Genomic DNA, 17,812 nt, shown 5'->3' on the forward strand with positions numbered 1-17,812 from the left:
TCCGGCAGTTCCTAAAAATCACTTCCCGCCAAAAACCAGCGGAAAACCTGCTCAGTTGCCTGCTTCCTCAACCTCGAGGTTAGCTTCGACTGCCTGAACTCCACCGGCCTGCACGCGATCTTTCACCGCCCAGGTCTTGGTCTTGGAGATCGGCTTGGTCTCCTCGATACGCACCACGTCGCCGGGCTTGTACTCATTCGCCGCATCGTGGGCGTGGTACTTCTTCGAACGACGGATGATCTTGCCGTAGAGCGGGTGCTTCACCTTACGCTCGACCAGCACGGTCACGGTCTTGTCGGTCTTGTCGGAAACAACCGTTCCGATCAGGATACGCTTAGGCATATCTGGTTATCCTTACTTCGCTTCGGCAGCGCGAGAACGCTCGCCCTGCAGCGTGTGGATGCGCGCGATATCGCGACGGACTTCCTTGATCCGCGCGGGGCGTTCAAGCTGGTTGGTTGCCGCCTGAAAGCGCAGGTTGAACTGCTCACGCTTAAGTTCGACGAGCTGCTCCGAAAGCTGATCGTCTGTCTTGGCGCGCAGATCGGCTGCCTTGCCGGAGCCGGTTTCGGGCTTCTTGGCCATTATTCGCCTCCCAGATGGGATTGGTCGCCCAGACGGGCAACAACCTTGGTCTTGATCGGCAGCTTCATCGCTGCACGCTCAAATGCTTCGGCAGCCAGCGGGCCGGGAACGCCATCGAGTTCGAACAGGATGCGACCCGGCTTCACGCGAGCGGCCCAGTATTCGATCGATCCTTTGCCCTTACCCTGACGAACTTCGGCAGGCTTCTTCGACACCGGAACATCGGGGAACACGCGAATCCACAGACGTCCCTGACGTTTGATGTGGCGCGTGATCGCACGACGAGCAGCTTCGATCTGACGCGCAGTAACGCGTTCGGGTTCAAGCGCCTTGAGACCATAGGAGCCGAAATTCAGCGCGGTGCCGCCTTTGGCATCGCCCTTAATCCGGCCCTTGAAGGCCTTGCGGAATTTGGTTTTCTTCGGTTGCAGCATTGCTCTTACCTAATCTCAGCGAGCCGGACGGACGCCGGAGGTCTGTGCCTCCATCATCAGGCGGTCCTGCGCGGTCGGATCGTGGCCAAGAATCTCACCCTTGAAGATCCAGACCTTGATACCGATGATCCCATACGCGGTCAGCGCTTCGGCTTCAGCGTAATCGACATTGGCGCGCAGGGTGTGCAGCGGCACACGACCTTCGCGATACTGCTCGACGCGGGCGATTTCCGCACCGCCGAGACGGCCGCCGCACATGATCTTGATGCCTTCGGCACCCAGACGCATGGCAGACTGCATCGCACGCTTCATTGCACGGCGGAAAGCCACACGACGGATGAGCTGATCGGCAATACCCTGAGCGACGAGCTTGGCATCGATTTCCGGCTTGCGGATCTCGACGATATTAAGCTTCACTTCGCTTTCGGTCATCTTCGACAGCTTGGAGCGCAGTTTCTCGATGTCGGCGCCCTTCTTGCCGATGATGACACCGGGACGAGCAGCGTAGATCGAGATGCGACACAGCTTCGCCGGACGTTCGATAACGACTTTCGAAATCGCAGCCTGCGGCAGGTTCGACACGATGTACTTGCGGATCTCGATGTCCTCAGCGAGCAGCTTCGCATAATCACGCCCTTCGGCGTACCAGCGGCTGTCCCACGTGCGGTTGATCTGCAGGCGCAGGCCGATCGGGTTGGATTTATGACCCATGGATCAGGCCTCCTCAGCTTCGCGAACCACAATACGCAGCCGACTGAACGGCTTAAGGATGCGCGTGGATTTACCACGGCCCCGCGTGTGGAAACGCTTCATGGTGATCGACTTGCCGACACTGGCCTCTGCAACGACGAGCGCGTCGACGTCGAGATCGTGATTGTTTTCGGCATTGGCGATAGCCGAGGCGAGCACCTTCGATGCGTCCTTAGCCATTGCCTTCTTCGAGAAAGCGAGGATGTTCAGTGCATCCTCAGCTTTCTTGCCACGGATCAAGCCCGCAACGAGGTTGAGCTTCTGCGCGGAACCACGGATCATGGTGCCGACAGCCAGCGCCTCGTTATCGGCGACGCGGCGGGGTGCTTTCTGCTTGCCCATCAGCGCTTGCCCTTCTTGTCAGCGGCATGCCCCGGGAACGTGCGCGTAGGCGCGAATTCGCCGAGCTTGTGGCCGACCATGTCTTCGTTGACGGAGACCGGAATGAACTTCTGGCCGTTGTAGACGCTGAACGTCAGACCGACGAACTGCGGAAGGATAGTGCTGCGACGCGACCAGGTTTTGATCGCCCCACGGGCACCGTTTTCCTGAGCGTCTTCTGCCTTCTTCAGCAGGTGCAGGTCGACAAACGGACCTTTCCAGACGGAACGAGCCATTTTCGCTTACCTCTTCTTCTTGGCGTGGCGCGAACGGATGATCATCTTGTCCGTCTGCTTGTTGTTGCGGGTCCGAGCGCCCTTGGTCGGCTTGCCCCACGGCGTAACCGGGTGACGACCGCCCGAGGTCCGGCCTTCACCACCACCGTGCGGGTGATCGACCGGGTTCTTCGCAACACCGCGAGTCAGCGGGCGACGGCCCTTCCAACGGGTACGACCGGCCTTGCCGAAGTTCTGGTTCTGATTGTCCGGGTTGGACACGGCACCGACGGTGCCCATGCAATCCGCACGCAGGTAGCGCTGTTCGCCACTGTTGAGACGCACGATAACCATACCGCGGTCACGACCGACGAGCTGGACATATGCACCGGCAGACCGGGCGATCTGCCCGCCCTTGCCCGGCTTCATCTCGACATTGTGACAGATAGTGCCGACCGGCATCTGCCCCAGCAACATCGCATTACCCGGTTTGGTATCGACCTTTTCCCCGGCGATCACCTGATCGCCAACAGCGAGACGCTGCGGAGCGATGATGTAAGCCAGTTCGCCATCATCGTACTTGATCAGTGCGATGAATGCGGTGCGATTGGGATCGTATTCGATCCGCTCGACGGTGCCTGCAACGTCCCACTTACGACGCTTGAAGTCGATATAGCGGTACTTCTGCTTGTGGCCGCCGGCGATACCGCGACTGGTAACATGACCTTTGTTGTTACGACCGCCGGTCTTGCGCTTACCTTCGGTAAGTGCCTTGACTGGCTTGCCCTTCCACAGGCCGGACTTGTCAACCAGGATCAGGCCGCGACGGGCCGGGCTGGTCGGTTTGTAGTTCTTGAGTGCCATCTTCCGATCCGCCTCAGATACCGCTGGTGATGTCGATCGATTCCTGGCCTTCAGCCAGGGTCACAACCGCTTTTTTCACGTCGGAGCGCTTGTAGGGCTTGCCCTTCCAGCGCTTGGTCTTGCCCTTCACGACAACGGTATTCACCGCAGCAACCTTGCGATCGTAGATAGCTTCAACAGCCTCTTTGATCTGCGGCTTGGTCGCGTCGTTCGCCACCTTGAAAACAACGGCGTTGTGCTCGGAAGCCAGCGTCGCCTTTTCCGTAATGTGCGGAGCGAGGATTACGTCGTAGTGACGCGCGTCGATTTCTTGCTTTTTAGCCATTGAAGCGCGCCTCCAGCTTTTCGACCGCAGCCTTGGTCAGGACAAGCGTGTCGTGCTTCAGGATATCGTAAACGTTGGCGCCCATCGCGGGCAGAACGTTTACACCCGGCAGGTTACCGGCGGCCTTCTTGAAATCGCCGTCGACCGCGTCGCCGTCGATCACGAGAACCTTGCCAGCCCAACCGTTCTTGTCGAAATGGCCTTTGAGCGCTTTGGTCTTGGCGTCCTTAAGCTCAAGGCTGTCGACAACAACGAGACCACCCTTCGCCTTGCTCGAAAGCGCCATCTTCAAGCCAAGCGCACGGATTTTCTTGTTCAGCGAGATATCGAAATCGCGCTTCTTCGCACCGTGAGCCTTACCACCGCCGATGAACACCGGAGCAGCGCGGTCACCATGACGAGCCGTGCCGCCGCCCTTCTGGCGACCCCACTTCTTGCCAGTACGTGCAACATCGCTGCGTTCGCGGGTCGGTCGCGCCGTAGCACGGCGGTTCCACAGCTGCCATGTAACGACGCGGTGCAGGATATCCTCGCGCGGCTCGACACCGAACACGGCATCGTTGAGCTCGAGGTCGCCAGCAGCCTTGCCGTCGATTTTCTGGACCTTGACCTTCACGATCAGGACTCCTTGCTCTCGTCCGCAGAGCTTTCGCCCGCGGCCGTGTTATCTTCGCCAACTGCCGGAGTAACATCGTCACCGGCACCAGCCTGCTGCTCCTTCAGGAGCTCGGCTTGCTGCTCTGGCGACACTTCGGCGTGGACCTCGTGCTCTGCACCATGCTCGACCAGACCAGCTGCGGCCTCATCATGCTCGGGAGCAGACGACTTCCTTTCAAGGATAGCAGCGGGGAACGGCAGCTCCTCACTTGCCTTCAGCTTCACCGCATCGCGAACCAGCAACCATGCATTCTTCGCGCCGGGCACAGAACCCTTCACGAAGATCAGGCCGCGGTCGGCGTCAGTACGGACGACTTCAAGGTTCTGCTGGGTACGCTGACGATCACCCATGTGACCGGCCATCTTCTTGTTCTTGAAGACACGACCCGGATCCTGACGGTTACCAGTCGAACCATGCGAACGGTGAGACAGCGACACACCATGCGTCGCGCGCAGACCGCCAAAACCCCAGCGTTTCATCGCACCGGCAAAACCCTTACCCTGCGTATGACCGGTGATGTCAACTTTCTGACCAGCAATAAAGTGCTCTGCACTAATGTGTGAACCAACGGGGATCAGCCCATCTTCGCCACCAACGCGGAACTCGGCCACGCGCATCTTGAGAGACACTTCAGCCTTGGCGAAATGCTCACGCTGCGGCTTGTTGACGTTTTTCTGCTTCGCCGCACCAGCACCAAGCTGAACAGCGAAATAGCCGTCACGCTCTTCGGTGCGATGGGAAACGACCTGGCAATCTTCCAGCGCCAGAACGGTGACCGGCACATGGCGACCATCCTCCTGGAACAGGCGGGTCATCCCGACTTTCTTTGCGATCACGCCTGAGCGCATGACCAAATCTCCTAACAGAGGCCTGTCGGGACCATCCCGAGAGGCGTGTCAGCCCAAATTGTCACACGTCGCCCCGCCCGGGCTGAAACTTGCCCTCCCTTTCGGAAGAGCGAGACGGGGGACGCTTACCCGACGCACGCCGGAGGTATCCCTTGGCCCGCAAGGCCGAAGCCCTGCAGAGAAATCAAGCCAGCTTGATTTCCACGTTCACACCCGCCGCCAGATCGAGCTTCATCAGCGCATCAACGGTCTGGGCGTTGGGCTGCACGATATCGAGCAGCCGCTTGTAAGTACGCACCTCGAACTGCTCACGCGACTTCTTATCGATGTGCGGGCCGCGGTTCACGGTGAACTTCTCAATACGCGTCGGCAGGGGAATGGGACCTCGAATCAGCGCACCCGTGCGACGGGCGGTATCAGCGATTTCACCAGTCGCCTGGTCAAGTACGCGATGATCAAACGCCTTGAGGCGAATGCGGATATTCTGAGCTTCCATGTCCACTTACCGATGCGAAAGAGCCAGAGAGCTTGCGCCCTCATAAAAATAAAAAGCCCACCCGACTTATCCGGTTTCCCGGAACGGGCGGCCTTCTGTGAATTCTGTCGTCAGAGACTCATCGAAACGACGAATCTCTGTCTGTGAGGGCGCCTATACGGTCGGCACAGCTTCGTTGCAACCCTGCTTTGGCGGATTTTTTCAACTGCCCCACAGCTTACGATGAAACAGCACCACACCACCGCGACTTCGTCCTCACAAAAGGAAAGGCCCGCCCCTCAGATGAGGAGCGGGCCCAATTCCCTGTATGCTTAGAACGCGAAGATTACTTCGTGATCTTCGCCACAACGCCCGAACCGACGGTGCGGCCACCTTCGCGAATAGCGAAACGCAGACCTTCGTCCATCGCGATCGGAGCGATCAGCTTAACGCCAATCGAAACGTTGTCGCCCGGCATCACCATTTCGGTGCCTTCCGGCAGAACGACTTCGCCAGTCACGTCGGTGGTGCGGAAGTAGAACTGCGGACGATAGTTAGCGAAGAACGGCGTGTGACGACCACCTTCGTCTTTCGACAGCACGTACACTTCGGCTTCGAAGTCGGTGTGCGGGTTCACCGAGCCTGGCTTCGCCAGAACCTGACCACGCTCAACTTCTTCACGGCCAACGCCACGGATCAGCGCGCCGATGTTGTCGCCAGCTTCACCACGATCAAGCAGCTTGCGGAACATTTCAACGCCGGTGACGGTCGTCTTCTTGGTGTCCTTGATGCCGACGATTTCAACTTCGTCGCCAACGTTCACAACGCCGGTTTCAACACGGCCGGTAACAACCGTACCACGACCGGAGATCGAGAACACGTCTTCGATCGGCATCAGGAAGGCCTGATCGACCGGACGGTCGGGCTGCGGGATGTATTCGTCGACAGCCTTCATCAGTTCCTTGATCGAGTTTTCACCGATTTCCGGATCACGACCTTCGAGAGCAGCCAGAGCCGAACCCTTGATGATCGGAATGTTGTCGCCGTCGAAGTCATACGAGCTCAACAGTTCGCGAACTTCGAGTTCGACGAGTTCGAGGATTTCCTCGTCGTCAACCTGATCGACCTTGTTCATGTACACAACCAGAGCCGGCACGCCGACCTGACGAGCAAGCAGGATGTGCTCGCGGGTCTGCGGCATCGGGCCGTCAGCAGCGTTCACAACAAGGATAGCGCCGTCCATCTGGGCCGCACCGGTGATCATGTTCTTCACGTAGTCGGCGTGCCCCGGGCAGTCGACGTGTGCATAGTGACGTGCATCGGTTTCATACTCAACGTGTGCGGTCGAGATGGTGATCCCGCGCTCACGCTCTTCCGGCGCCTTGTCGATGTTCGCGAAATCAACCGCGGCACCCTGCACCTTGGTGATGGCGGCAGTCAGCGTGGTCTTGCCGTGGTCGACGTGACCGATGGTGCCGATGTTGCAGTGCGGCTTGTTCCGCTCGAATTTTTCCTTGGCCATTTTACTCGTAACCTCTGTCTATCAGAAATGAATTTCACCAAGCCTTGAGGTCGGCACCCGGTGAATCAGGCGCCGCCCCTAGACGCTTGCCAATGCTTAGGCAAGCTTCTCCTTGACTTCCTGCGCCACGTTAGCCGGCACTTCGTCATAGTGGCTGAACTGCATCGAGTACTGTGCGCGACCCTGCGTGAAGGAACGCAATTCGTTCACATACCCGAACATATTCGCCAGCGGGACCATCGCTTCGACGGCCTGCGCGTTACCGCGAGTGTCAGTCCCCTGAATCTGGCCACGCCGACTGTTGATATCGCCGATCACGTCACCGAGATATTCTTCGGGGGTGACGACTTCAACCTTCATGATCGGCTCAAGCAGCTTGATACCGGCCTTCTGGGCCACTTCACGCATTGCACCGCGACCGGCGATTTCGAACGCAATCGCGCTCGAGTCGACGTCGTGGTATGCACCGTCATACAGGGTGACCGTGAAGTCGATGATCGGGAAGCCAACGAGGTAGCCGCTTTCGGCCTGCTCGCGGATACCCTTTTCGATCGCAGGGATATATTCCTTGGGAATATTACCGCCCTTGATTTCATCCTGAAAGATGAAGCCCTGACCGCGCTCGCCCGGCTCGACCTTGATCTTCACACGACCGAACTGGCCCGAACCACCCGACTGCTTCTTGTGGGTGTAATCGACATCAACCGGTTTCGCGAGATATTCGCGATAGGCCACCTGCGGCGCACCAACGTTGGCCTCGACCTTGAATTCGCGCTTCATACGATCGACGAGAATGTCGAGGTGAAGCTCGCCCATGCCCTTGATGATCGTCTGACCCGACTCGTGATCGGTCGAAACGCGGAAGCTCGGATCTTCGGCAGCCAGACGATTGAGCGCGACACCCATCTTTTCCTGGTCAGCCTTGGTCTTCGGTTCCACCGACAGTTCGATAACCGGTTCGGGGAATTCCATACGCTCGAGGATGATCGGCGAACGTTCGGCACACAGCGTATCGCCGGTGGTCGTTTCTTTCAGACCGGCCAGCGCGACGATGTCGCCCGCGAATGCTTCTTCGATGTCTTCGCGGTTGTTGGAATGCATCAGCAGCATACGGCCGATCTTTTCCTTCTTGTCCTTCACCGAATTCAGCACCGATCCCTTGGCCAGCTTGCCCGAATAGATGCGGGTGAAGGTCAGCGAACCAACGAACGGGTCGTTCATGATCTTGAACGCCAGCGCCGCGAACGGTGCATCGTCGCTCGAAGGGCGGGTATCTTCCTTGTCGCTATCGGGCAAAACGCCCTTGATCGCGGGAACGTCGAGCGGGCTCGGCATGTAGTCCACCACAGCGTCGAGCAGCGGCTGAACCCCCTTGTTCTTGAACGCCGAACCACACAGCACCGGGACGAAAGCACGGGCCATCGTCCCCTTGCGGATCAGACGCTTGAGCGTCGCCGCATCGGGCTCGTTACCTTCAAGGTACTGCTCCATCACGTCATCGTCCTGCTCAACCGCAGTTTCGATGAGTTTTTCGCGATATTCGGCAGCCTTGTCGGCCAGCTCTGCAGGAACATCGACATAGCTGAACTTTGCACCCAGCGATTCGTCTTCCCAGACGATACCGCGGTTGTTCACCAGATCGACAACACCCTTCAGATCGCTTTCCGCACCGATCGGGAGATAAAGCACCAGCGGGGTCGCGCCCAGACGATCGATGATCGACTGCACACAGTAATAGAAATCGGCGCCTGTACGGTCGAGCTTGTTGACGAAGCACATGCGCGGCACGCCGTACTTGTCGGCCTGACGCCACACGGTTTCGGATTGCGGTTCAACGCCGGCAACGCCGTCGAACACGGCAACCGCACCGTCGAGCACACGCAGCGAACGTTCGACTTCGATGGTGAAGTCAACGTGACCAGGAGTATCGATGATGTTGATGCGGTGCTTCGGACCTTCACCGTCTTCGGCCGCCCAGAAAGTGGTGGTCGCAGCCGACGTGATCGTAATCCCGCGCTCCTGCTCCTGCTCCATCCAGTCCATCGTCGCGGCACCATCGTGCACTTCGCCGATCTTGTAGGACTTGCCGGTGTAGTAAAGAATGCGCTCGGTCGTAGTGGTCTTGCCGGCATCGATGTGGGCCATGATGCCGATATTGCGATAGCGCTCCAGCGGATATTCGCGGGCCATGGAAAATTCCTCAGGTGAAAGTGGGGAGCCCCGGATGAGGGATCGCGCCCCATATAGTCAATAATATGACCACTTGAAGACCGGGCGGGTTACTTTCCCCTGCCCCGGCCCTGCAAGCAGCACGCCTCACAGCGCCGCGTGGATTACCAGCGGTAGTGCGAGAAGGCGCGGTTGGCGTCAGCCATACGGTGAGTATCTTCCCGCTTCTTGACCGCGTTGCCACGGTTGTTCGCAGCATCCATCAGCTCACCCGAAAGGCGTGCAGCCATCGTGGTTTCAGGACGACCACGTGCAGCAGAAATCAGCCAGCGGATAGCGAGAGCCTGTGCACGTTCGGGACGCACTTCAACCGGGACCTGATAGGTCGCACCACCGACGCGGCGGCTGCGGACTTCGATCTGCGGCTTGATGTTGTTCAGCGCATCATGAAACACTGCAACCGGATCGCTCTTCGCGCGGGCTTCGACAGTGTCGAGGGCACCGTAAACGATACGTTCCGCGACGGACTTCTTCCCGTCGAGCATCAGGTTGTTCATGAACTTCGACAGAACCTGATCACCGAACTTCGGATCAGGCAGGATTTCCCGCTTCTCGGGACGACGACGACGACTCATTGGTCAAATTCCTTATCTCTTGCGTGAGCCCCACATCGACAGGAACCTCAACGGGTCTGACCGGCAATAAAAACCGACTGACCTTGAGGCCCCGCTACCTGCAGGAGCACACGGGAAAGCTTACTTGGGCCGCTTGGCGCCGTACTTCGAACGGCTCTGCTTGCGGTCCTTGACACCCTGCGTATCGAGCACGCCACGCAGGACGTGGTAACGCACACCGGGAAGGTCGCGCACACGACCGCCACGGATCAGCACAACGCTGTGTTCCTGCAGGTTGTGGCCTTCGCCGGGGATGTAGGAAATGACTTCGCGCTGGTTCGTCAGGCGCACCTTGGCAACCTTACGGAGGGCGGAGTTCGGCTTCTTCGGCGTCGTAGTATAGACGCGTGTGCAGACACCGCGCTTCTGCGGGTTCTGCTCCATCGCAGGGACCTTGCTCTTGGCCTTCTGCGGAACGCGGCCCTTGCGGACCAACTGGTTGATCGTCGGCATGAGTCTCTTTCTCTTCACCGTGTGAAGGTGACAACTGACTGGGTATGGAAGGAATGCTTACGCGCTCATGCAACGGACCCATTGGACATCTATCCGCCGGGAGATTCGCCACATGAGACTGAAACGCTCCACCCATGACCCATTCGGCCACCGGGTTACTTTGACGGCTGCCCCAAGCGCTTCCGCTTCAATAGAAAAGAGCCTAAGTGCAACAGCACCAGACCCCGGGACATAACCGGCAATGTTCAGCTCTATCTGACCGCGGCACGGCAAACCCTGCCTCGGATGGGCGCGCCATTAGGGGTAAACCGTCGCCCGGTCAAGAGTACGGAAATGTCCAGCACCTGAAGGTACAGCACAGGCAGCACCTCTGGACCAACACCAATTCGACAAGGTTAGATCACGCCCAGCACGATCAGTGTGCCAGCGACGGCCAGCCCGAGCATTACCAGCATTGTCACCACAATCCCCACAGCCCGCCATTTGCTGCCCGTGGTCGAATCCATACCGAAAGCATGTGCAATGCGGGCGAGCATGTAAGCCGCCGCAACCCATGCCAGCCAGGGCGCGCCCTTCCCGGTCAGCTCGATAGCTGCAATCAGAATCAGAACGATCGGGGTATATTCGATGAAATTGGCATGCGCGCGCATCCGCTGCATCAGCGGGCCACCATCGTCCCCGTGCAGAACTTTAAGCCGGACACGTAACTGCCCGACACGCAGAGCAAGCCAGAAGTTGAGAATCGCTGCCGCAGCGGCAGAAGTAAGCGTAACAGGCAGCAGGATTGCCATCCCCGGTCCCCTTTTTTGACGAGCGGCGGATGGCTAGCAGGTTCACGCGCGCTTGCAACTGCGAAGAATTGCGCTATAGGCCGCGCCTTCCCGCCACGGCAGGGCTTCATTCATGCCGCATTTACCCAACGGGTTGTGCGTCGGCTGAGCTTGGCCTAGGGCGAACCCGATCAACGAACGAACATATTGGAACAGGTGACGCAATGGCTGTCCCCAAGAGAAAAGTTAGCCCTTCCCGCCGGGGTATGCGCCGGGCCCACGATTCGCTGAAGGTCGAGGCATTCCATGAATGCTCGAATTGCGGCGAACTGAAGCGCCCGCACAACCTGTGCCCGCACTGCGGGTTCTACAATGGTCGTGAAGTCGTCGCTGTCGGTCTCTGACCGGCTCGACAGGTAGACGGAGATCGCCATGAGCCTGCCGCGTATCGCTGTGGATGCGATGGGCGGAGACGAAGGCGTGCGCGTCATGGTCTCCGGCGCGGCATTGGCCCGTCGGCAGCACGACCAATTCAAATTCCTGCTGGTGGGCGACGAAACGCGGATCAAGGCCGCGCTCGACGCTCACCCGAATATGCGTGGTGCATCTGAAATCCTCCATTGCGAGGATGTCGTTGGCGGCGATGAAAAGCCGACGCAGGCGCTTCGTCGTGCCAGAACCACCAGCATGGGCCTTGCCGTCAATGCCGTGAAGGCAGGTGACGCCGGGGCTGCCGTCAGCGCAGGCAATACGGGCGCGCTGATGGCGATGAGCAAACTTGCCCTTCGCACTATGCCCGGTATCGACCGCCCTGCCCTTGCTGCGTTACTGCCGTCGCTTGGCGATCACGATGTCATCATGCTCGACCTTGGCGCCAATACCGAATGCGATGCCCGCAATCTGGTGCAGTTTGCCATCATGGGCGCCGCGTATTCGCGGATTGTAACCGGACAGGCAGAGCCGCGCGTGCGCCTGCTAAACATCGGCACTGAAGACATCAAAGGCACTGACCAATTGCAGGATGCGGCCTCACGCCTTCGCGATGCGACCGGTCTGGCGATGCAGTTCGATGGCTTCATCGAAGCCGACAAGATCAATCGCGGCCAATGCGATGTAGTCGTAACCGATGGATTTTCCGGCAATATCGCGCTGAAAGCCATCGAAGGGGCTGCGCGGTTTGTCACCGACCTGTTGCGCAACGCGTTTACGAGTTCGCTCCGGTCGAAGATCGGTTTTCTCGTTTCCCGGCCAGCGACCGAATTGCTGCGCCATCACCTCGATCCGAACAATCATAACGGCGCGGTATTCCTTGGCCTGAACGGCGTGGTCGTCAAAAGTCATGGCAGCGCCAATGCTGCAGGCGTTGCCAATGCCGTCGCCGTGGCTGCACGGTTGCTGGAGGAAGACCTGACTCAACGTATTGCTGCCGATCTCGGCACCCTCCAAGCTGCACAATCGACGCCTGGTGAAGCCGCGTGATTCGTTCGGTTATTGTCGGGAGCGGGTCCGCCCTGCCCAAGCGTGCGGTTTCCAATGCCGAGCTGGCGAAAACCGTTGATACCAGCGACGAATGGATTGTCGAGCGCACCGGGATTCGTAATCGCTACATCGCTGGCGAAGGTGAAACCACTGCCACGCTGGCGGTCGATGCCGCGCGCGAGGCACTTGCTGCCGCAGGTGTCGACGCCAGTGAAATCGGTCTGATCGTTCTGGCAACTGCCACGCCGGATCAGACATTTCCTGCCACGGCCACGCGCGTGCAAGATGCGCTGGGTTGTCATGGCGGTATCGCCTTCGATGTCGCAGCGGTTTGTTCCGGGTTCCTATATGCGCTGGCCACCGCCGATTCGATGCTCCGCACCGGAATGGCAAGCAAGGCGCTGGTGATCGGGGCGGAAACTTTCAGCCGTATCCTCGACTGGGAGGATCGTGGCACCTGCGTACTGTTCGGCGATGGCGCGGGCGCTCTGGTTCTGGAAGCCCGTGATGTGGACGAAACGACAGCCGATGCACCGGGTATTCTCGGCACAAAGCTTCATGCCGATGGAGCGCACAACGAATTGCTCTACGTCGACGGTGGCCCTTCCACTACCGGCACAGTCGGCAAGCTGCGGATGAAAGGGCGCGAAGTCTTCCGCCACGCGGTGGTCAATCTCGCCGATGTACTGCGCGAAGTGCTGAGCGACACAGGCTATGGCGCGGAAGATATCGACTGGGTCGTTCCCCATCAGGCTAATGCGCGCATTCTGGATGCAACCGCACGCAAACTGGGGCTGCCATCGGAGAAAGTGATCGTTACAGTCGATCGCCATGCCAACACATCGGCCGCCTCGGTTCCGCTCGCATTCGACGTCGCAGTGCGCGACGGGCGAATCAAATCTGGCGATCTTGTCATGATGGAAGCGATGGGCGGCGGGTTCACCTGGGGGGCCAGTCTGATTCGTATGTGAATCTTTCTGGAAACTTTGATTGCGAGCCCGTGTAATCTTCGTTACTTTGAATTCGAAAATTGGGGTCGCACCACATGGAGGTACACGCAGATGATGCGTTCAGTGGGCACGCTTACGCGTGCGGACCTGGCTGAGACTATTAACCGTAAGATGGGTTTCTCGCGCGCTGAGTCGCTCGATATGGTGGAGGCGATCCTCAGCCATATGAGCAAGGCGATGGAGCAAGGGGAAAACGTCAAGATTTCGGGCTTCGGCAGCTTTGTGCTGCGCGACAAGAAGGAACGCGTTGGCCGCAATCCCAAGACAGGGGTCGAGGTGCCAATCACGCCCCGCCGGGTGCTGACCTTCCGCGCCAGCCAGTTGCTGAAGGAGCGCGTGGCCAACGGCTAAATCCGGCCGATGGCAGGGAGAGCGGCGATGAGCAAAGGTTTCGACGACGGCAAAGATACGGGCGCATTGCGTACCATCGGTGAAGTCGGCGATGCCTTAGCTATCAAGCCTCACGTACTGCGTTATTGGGAACAGCAGTTTCCGATGCTCGAACCGCTAAAGCGGTCGGGCGGGCGGCGCTATTACCGTCCTGAAGACATCGCGCTCGTCCGCCGTATTGACCAACTGGTCAATGGGGAAGGCTATACGATCAAGGGAGCTATCGCTTTGCTTGAGAACGATCCATCCAAGGGTGGATCGCCTAAGGCAACCCAGGCGGAGCCCCTTGAATCGTCAACGTCATCGGCATCCTCACCAACTACCTCCGATATTCCGGAGGCAGGCACCGCGCCGGGCGATCTGTTCGCCAGCACTGCACCCTCACCATCAGGCCGGGCACCCAGCTCCAATCAGAGCGTGCCACCCGAAATGTTGGCTCGGTTGAAGAGCATCCGTGAAACGCTCGCGGCAGCGATATCGGCATAGAGCCAGTATTCTGTGTCGGCCCGTCAACTGCCCCCTGACGCGCCTTGATCGTAATCTCTTCCTGATTTGCGAAGCGCTTTCCAAGGCAAGCCTATCTATCTGAAGTAAGCGGATTTCTCGGGACCTGGATTAGTGGCCCACCCGCGGCGCGCTCATGGCGCGATCCCTCACCCTTGCTCCACCCGATAACGCCAGCGCTTCACTGAGTGTTGAGCGTCGAAATGCAGGATCGCGCCTCCGGTCGCGATTACGATTCTGTCGAGCCGATATCTGCGCTTGCCGCAGTTATTCGAGAGCGGAGGCAATCCACCCTTGGCCGATAGAAACTTCAGTGCATCCTGAACCGACTGGCATCGCACAAAGGAGAGAGTTGCCCCCTTGGTCCGGCCAATCCTGCGTAAGCCATATATTCGGGCGGCCTGGGGAAAGGACCATATCCGTCACATCGGGCATTGTGTCGGCGAATGTTTGGGCACGTTCCGACGATGCAGCCGATCAATAAGGGAAATGACGTTCAGGCCAGCCAGCTGTCATCTCCAGCATCGCTGCATTCTGGAGCAGAAATTGCCACAGCCACCCAGCGGCCCCATCGGAAACGCAGTTCGCCCCAGTCACACCTGCCTGTGAATTCGCTCCGCCCCTAATCAGCGATCCCGGCCAAGGCATCGCGCACCGGCGTAACCCACTCCTGCCGACAGATAAGAAGGTCAGGCATATAGGTATCACGCTGGTTATATAACAGCGGGCTGCCATCCAGCCGCGAACAATGCAAACCGTGTGCTGCCGCAACAGCCACCGGGGCGCAACTGTCCCACTCGTATTGCCCGCCGGAATGCAGGTATATGTCCGCCTCTCCGCGCACCACGGCCATTGCCTTCGCCCCTGCGGAACCCATCGGAATCAGTTCCGCACCAAGTTTTTCGGCAACGGCAACAGCTTCTGATGCAGGCCGCGTACGACTGACCACCATTCTCGGTTTGGAGTGAACCGGGCCCATCGACTGCGGCTTGTCCGACCGACAAACAGTGCCACCATCAAGGCCAGGGAGCGCCACCGCCCCGACGGTGGCCACGCCATCGATAGCCAGGGCGACATGCACAGCCCAGTCGCTTCGCGCTTCGCCATATTCACGGGTGCCATCCACGGGGTCGACAATCCAGACCCGACGCGAGGAAAGACGCTCGTGATTGTCCTTCTCTTCTTCCGAAAGCAGACCATCTTCGGGCCGCGCATCCCGCAATGCGTGAACCAGAAACTGGTTGGCCGTTGCATCACCCGCGTTGCCAAGCGCCCTGCCGCTGAAAACGCCCGATGCGCGGATTTCCAGCAGGATTCGTCCGGCCACATCGGCAAGATGCGCGGCAAGTTCGCCATCGGACATAGTCATGATTGCACGCGTCCCTCTATTTCAACGGCATGAGTTTGCGAACGATATAGTCGGCTGCCTCGGTCGCAGCCATTTCGGCAGTATTGACGCGTATTTCCGGATCGATCGGCGGCTCGTACGGGCTGTCGATACCGGTGAAGTTCTTCAACTCCCCGCTTCGGGCTTTCTTATACAACCCTTTGACATCGCGTGCTTCTGCGACTTCCAGCGGGGTATCGACGTAAATCTCGATAAATTCGTCGTCGGGCAGCATTGCGCGCACCATCTGACGTTCGGCGCGGAAGGGGCTGATGAATGCCGTCAGCACAATCAGGCCCGCATCGACCATCAGCTTGGAGACTTCGCCCACGCGGCGAATATTCTCGATCCGGTCCGCTTCGGTAAAGCCCAGATCCTTGTTCAGGCCGTGCCGAACGTTGTCACCGTCAAGCAAGAAAGTGTGTCGGTTCATCAGGTTGAGCCGCTTTTCAACCTCGTTCGCAATCGTGCTCTTGCCTGCGCCCGAAAGCCCGGTGAACCACAGCACTTTCGGCGTCTGGTTCTTGAGCCGGGCGTGAGCCTCTCGATCGATGTCGGTCGGCTGCCAGTGAACGTTCTGCGCGCGGCGCAAGCTGAAATTGATCATCCCCGCCGCAACCGTGGCGTTGGTCATCTTGTCGATCAGGATGAATCCGCCAAGTGTGCGATTATCGGTATAGGGCTCGAAGACGATCGGACGATCGGTGCTGAGTTCCGCCACACCGATTGCGTTCAGATCGAGCGTCTTGGCCGCCACATGCTCCATCGTGTTGACGTTCACCGCATATTTCGGCTGACGCACAGTCGCCGAAACGGTTTGCGTTCCGATCTTGAACCAATAGGCACGGCCGACGTGCATCGCGTCGTCATTAAGCCAGACAATCGTCACTTCGAACTGGTCTGCCACAGAGGGCGGGTTATCGGCAGGGACAATCACGTCGCCACGCGAACAGTCCACCTCATCGGAGAAGCACACCGTCACCGACTGCCCCGCTACCGCTTCGTCCAGCTCGCCATCCATAGTGACAATTTTGCTGACACTGCTGGTCTTACCTGAAGGCAACACGCGCACCGCATCGCCCGGCCTCACCACGCCTGTCGCTATCTGCCCGGAAAAGCCCCGAAAATCGAGATTGGGGCGGTTCACCCACTGAACCGGCATACGGAACGGCTTACTGGCATCACGCGCCGAATTAACCTCAACCGTTTCAAGGTGATCGATCAGCGTCGGACCACTGTACCAGGGCATGTTATCGGACAGGGTCGTGATATTATCGCCTTTGAACCCGGAAATCGGCATCGCGGCAAAGCTCTCGATACCGATGGATTTTGCGAACTCGCTGTATTCGGCAACGATTTTGTCAAAGACATCCTGCGCGTAATCGACAAGGTCCATTTTGTTGACCGCCAGCACGATGTTCCGAATGCCGATCAGATGGCAAAGATAGCTATGGCGCCGGGTCTGAACCAGAACTCCTTTACGCGCATCGATCAGTATCACCGCCAGATCCGCGCTCGAAGCGCCTGTGACCATGTTGCGGGTATATTGTTCGTGACCGGGGCAATCAGCGACAATGAACTTACGCCTTTCAGTGTTGAAGAAACGATAGGCCACGTCGATCGTAATGCCCTGCTCCCGCTCGGCAGCCAGGCCATCCACCAGCAGCGCAAAATCGATATCCTGCCCTTGCGTACCGACTTTCTTTGAATCGGCTTGCAAAGCGCTCAACTGATCTTCGAAGATCATCTTCGAATCGTAAAGCAGACGACCGATCAGCGTCGATTTGCCATCATCCACCGATCCGCAGGTGATGAAGCGCAGCATCGTCTTGTGCTGATGCGTGTCCAGATATGTATCGATATCTTCGGCAATGAGCCTGTCGGTTACATAAACGGAGTCGTTCTGTGTCTCAGGCATG

The 17,812-nt window shown here is 58.7% G+C and carries 23 protein-coding genes; 5 read left to right on the top strand and 18 right to left on the bottom strand.

The features are described 5' to 3' along the window. Window positions 1-51: 51 nt before the first annotated feature. From rpsQ to D6858_RS03065, 16 genes are all read right to left on the bottom strand, one after another. On the bottom strand, window positions 52-342 hold the full coding sequence (gene rpsQ, locus D6858_RS02990; RefSeq protein ID WP_102156481.1) for a 30S ribosomal protein S17: 291 nt from the start codon (window positions 340-342) through the stop codon (window positions 52-54). 12 nt (window positions 343-354) lie between these two features. Continuing rightward, a complete protein-coding gene (gene rpmC / locus D6858_RS02995) occupies window positions 355-585 on the bottom strand; it encodes a 50S ribosomal protein L29 (protein WP_102156482.1) in 231 nt (76 codons plus the stop codon). Next, complete coding sequence (gene rplP, locus D6858_RS03000) at window positions 585-1,019, bottom strand: 50S ribosomal protein L16 (protein ID WP_102156483.1); 435 nt, start codon at window positions 1,017-1,019, stop codon at window positions 585-587. Before rplP ends, rpmC begins: the two co-directional genes overlap by 1 nt. A 15-nt stretch (window positions 1,020-1,034) precedes the next feature. After that, window positions 1,035-1,730, bottom strand: a complete 696-nt coding sequence (rpsC, locus tag D6858_RS03005) for a 30S ribosomal protein S3 (protein ID WP_102156484.1) — start codon at window positions 1,728-1,730, stop codon at window positions 1,035-1,037. 3 nt (window positions 1,731-1,733) lie between these two features. Beyond that, on the bottom strand, window positions 1,734-2,111 hold the full coding sequence (rplV, locus tag D6858_RS03010; protein ID WP_102156485.1) for a 50S ribosomal protein L22: 378 nt from the start codon (window positions 2,109-2,111) through the stop codon (window positions 1,734-1,736). Beyond that, a complete protein-coding gene (gene rpsS, locus D6858_RS03015) occupies window positions 2,111-2,386 on the bottom strand; it encodes a 30S ribosomal protein S19 (RefSeq protein ID WP_095011830.1) in 276 nt (91 codons plus the stop codon). Before rpsS ends, rplV begins: the two co-directional genes overlap by 1 nt. Before the next feature lie 6 nt (window positions 2,387-2,392). Next, the gene (gene rplB / locus D6858_RS03020; RefSeq protein ID WP_120107042.1) at window positions 2,393-3,229 is read right to left on the bottom strand and encodes a 50S ribosomal protein L2; all 837 of its coding nucleotides are present in this window, start codon (window positions 3,227-3,229) and stop codon (window positions 2,393-2,395) included. 13 nt (window positions 3,230-3,242) lie between these two features. Further along, complete coding sequence (locus D6858_RS03025; RefSeq protein ID WP_120107044.1) at window positions 3,243-3,554, bottom strand: 50S ribosomal protein L23; 312 nt, start codon at window positions 3,552-3,554, stop codon at window positions 3,243-3,245. Further along, on the bottom strand, window positions 3,547-4,170 hold the full coding sequence (gene rplD, locus D6858_RS03030) for a 50S ribosomal protein L4 (RefSeq protein ID WP_120107046.1): 624 nt from the start codon (window positions 4,168-4,170) through the stop codon (window positions 3,547-3,549). The genes D6858_RS03025 and rplD overlap by 8 nt, the downstream gene beginning before the upstream one ends. 2 nt (window positions 4,171-4,172) lie before the next feature. Further along, window positions 4,173-5,060, bottom strand: a complete 888-nt coding sequence (gene rplC, locus D6858_RS03035) for a 50S ribosomal protein L3 (RefSeq protein ID WP_120107048.1) — start codon at window positions 5,058-5,060, stop codon at window positions 4,173-4,175. A gap of 184 nt (window positions 5,061-5,244) precedes the next feature. Beyond that, window positions 5,245-5,556, bottom strand: coding sequence for a 30S ribosomal protein S10 (gene rpsJ, locus D6858_RS03040; RefSeq protein ID WP_034905023.1), 312 nt, complete (start codon window positions 5,554-5,556; stop codon window positions 5,245-5,247). A 325-nt stretch (window positions 5,557-5,881) separates the two neighbouring features. Beyond that, on the bottom strand, window positions 5,882-7,057 hold the full coding sequence (gene tuf / locus D6858_RS03045) for an elongation factor Tu (RefSeq protein WP_120107050.1): 1,176 nt from the start codon (window positions 7,055-7,057) through the stop codon (window positions 5,882-5,884). A 96-nt stretch (window positions 7,058-7,153) separates the two neighbouring features. Beyond that, entirely contained in the window at window positions 7,154-9,247 is a 2,094-nt protein-coding gene (gene fusA, locus D6858_RS03050; RefSeq protein WP_120107052.1) for an elongation factor G, read from the bottom strand. Window positions 9,248-9,390: 143 nt separating this feature from the next. Further along, window positions 9,391-9,861 (bottom strand): 30S ribosomal protein S7, encoded by a 471-nt coding sequence (rpsG, locus tag D6858_RS03055; RefSeq protein WP_120107054.1) that lies wholly within the window; start codon window positions 9,859-9,861, stop codon window positions 9,391-9,393. A 120-nt stretch (window positions 9,862-9,981) separates the two neighbouring features. Then, window positions 9,982-10,353: a 30S ribosomal protein S12 gene (rpsL, locus tag D6858_RS03060; RefSeq protein WP_006831873.1), complete on the bottom strand. Its 372-nt coding sequence runs from the start codon at window positions 10,351-10,353 to the stop codon at window positions 9,982-9,984. 395 nt (window positions 10,354-10,748) lie between these two features. Continuing rightward, window positions 10,749-11,138, bottom strand: a complete 390-nt coding sequence (locus D6858_RS03065; protein ID WP_120107186.1) for an MAPEG family protein — start codon at window positions 11,136-11,138, stop codon at window positions 10,749-10,751. A 209-nt stretch (window positions 11,139-11,347) separates the two neighbouring features. Between D6858_RS03065 and rpmF the strand changes: the two genes are divergently transcribed. From rpmF to D6858_RS03090, 5 genes are all read left to right on the top strand, one after another. After that, window positions 11,348-11,527: a 50S ribosomal protein L32 gene (gene rpmF / locus D6858_RS03070; RefSeq protein ID WP_102156494.1), complete on the top strand. Its 180-nt coding sequence runs from the start codon at window positions 11,348-11,350 to the stop codon at window positions 11,525-11,527. A gap of 28 nt (window positions 11,528-11,555) precedes the next feature. Continuing rightward, window positions 11,556-12,602 (top strand): phosphate acyltransferase PlsX, encoded by a 1,047-nt coding sequence (gene plsX / locus D6858_RS03075; RefSeq protein ID WP_120107056.1) that lies wholly within the window; start codon window positions 11,556-11,558, stop codon window positions 12,600-12,602. Beyond that, window positions 12,599-13,573, top strand: coding sequence for a beta-ketoacyl-ACP synthase III (locus D6858_RS03080; RefSeq protein WP_120107058.1), 975 nt, complete (start codon window positions 12,599-12,601; stop codon window positions 13,571-13,573). The genes plsX and D6858_RS03080 overlap by 4 nt, the downstream gene beginning before the upstream one ends. A 90-nt stretch (window positions 13,574-13,663) precedes the next feature. Next, window positions 13,664-13,963, top strand: a complete 300-nt coding sequence (locus tag D6858_RS03085) for an integration host factor subunit alpha (protein ID WP_205664863.1) — start codon at window positions 13,664-13,666, stop codon at window positions 13,961-13,963. 27 nt (window positions 13,964-13,990) lie between these two features. Then, window positions 13,991-14,488 carry a MerR family transcriptional regulator gene (locus tag D6858_RS03090; protein ID WP_120107060.1) on the top strand — a complete coding sequence of 166 codons (498 nt, stop codon included), beginning with the start codon at window positions 13,991-13,993 and terminating at the stop codon, window positions 14,486-14,488. 640 nt (window positions 14,489-15,128) lie between these two features. On the opposite strand, the gene D6858_RS03095 is transcribed toward D6858_RS03090, so the two are convergent. Together D6858_RS03095 and cysN are read right to left on the bottom strand one after the other, a co-directional pair. Beyond that, window positions 15,129-15,869, bottom strand: a complete 741-nt coding sequence (locus D6858_RS03095) for a 3'(2'),5'-bisphosphate nucleotidase CysQ (RefSeq protein ID WP_420823815.1) — start codon at window positions 15,867-15,869, stop codon at window positions 15,129-15,131. A gap of 22 nt (window positions 15,870-15,891) precedes the next feature. Further along, a complete protein-coding gene (gene cysN / locus D6858_RS03100; protein ID WP_120107066.1) occupies window positions 15,892-17,811 on the bottom strand; it encodes a sulfate adenylyltransferase subunit CysN in 1,920 nt (639 codons plus the stop codon). Window position 17,812: the final 1 nt, after the last annotated feature.

The organism is Tsuneonella suprasediminis, assembly GCF_003605755.1.
Classification (GTDB): Bacteria; Pseudomonadota; Alphaproteobacteria; order Sphingomonadales; family Sphingomonadaceae; genus Tsuneonella; species Tsuneonella suprasediminis.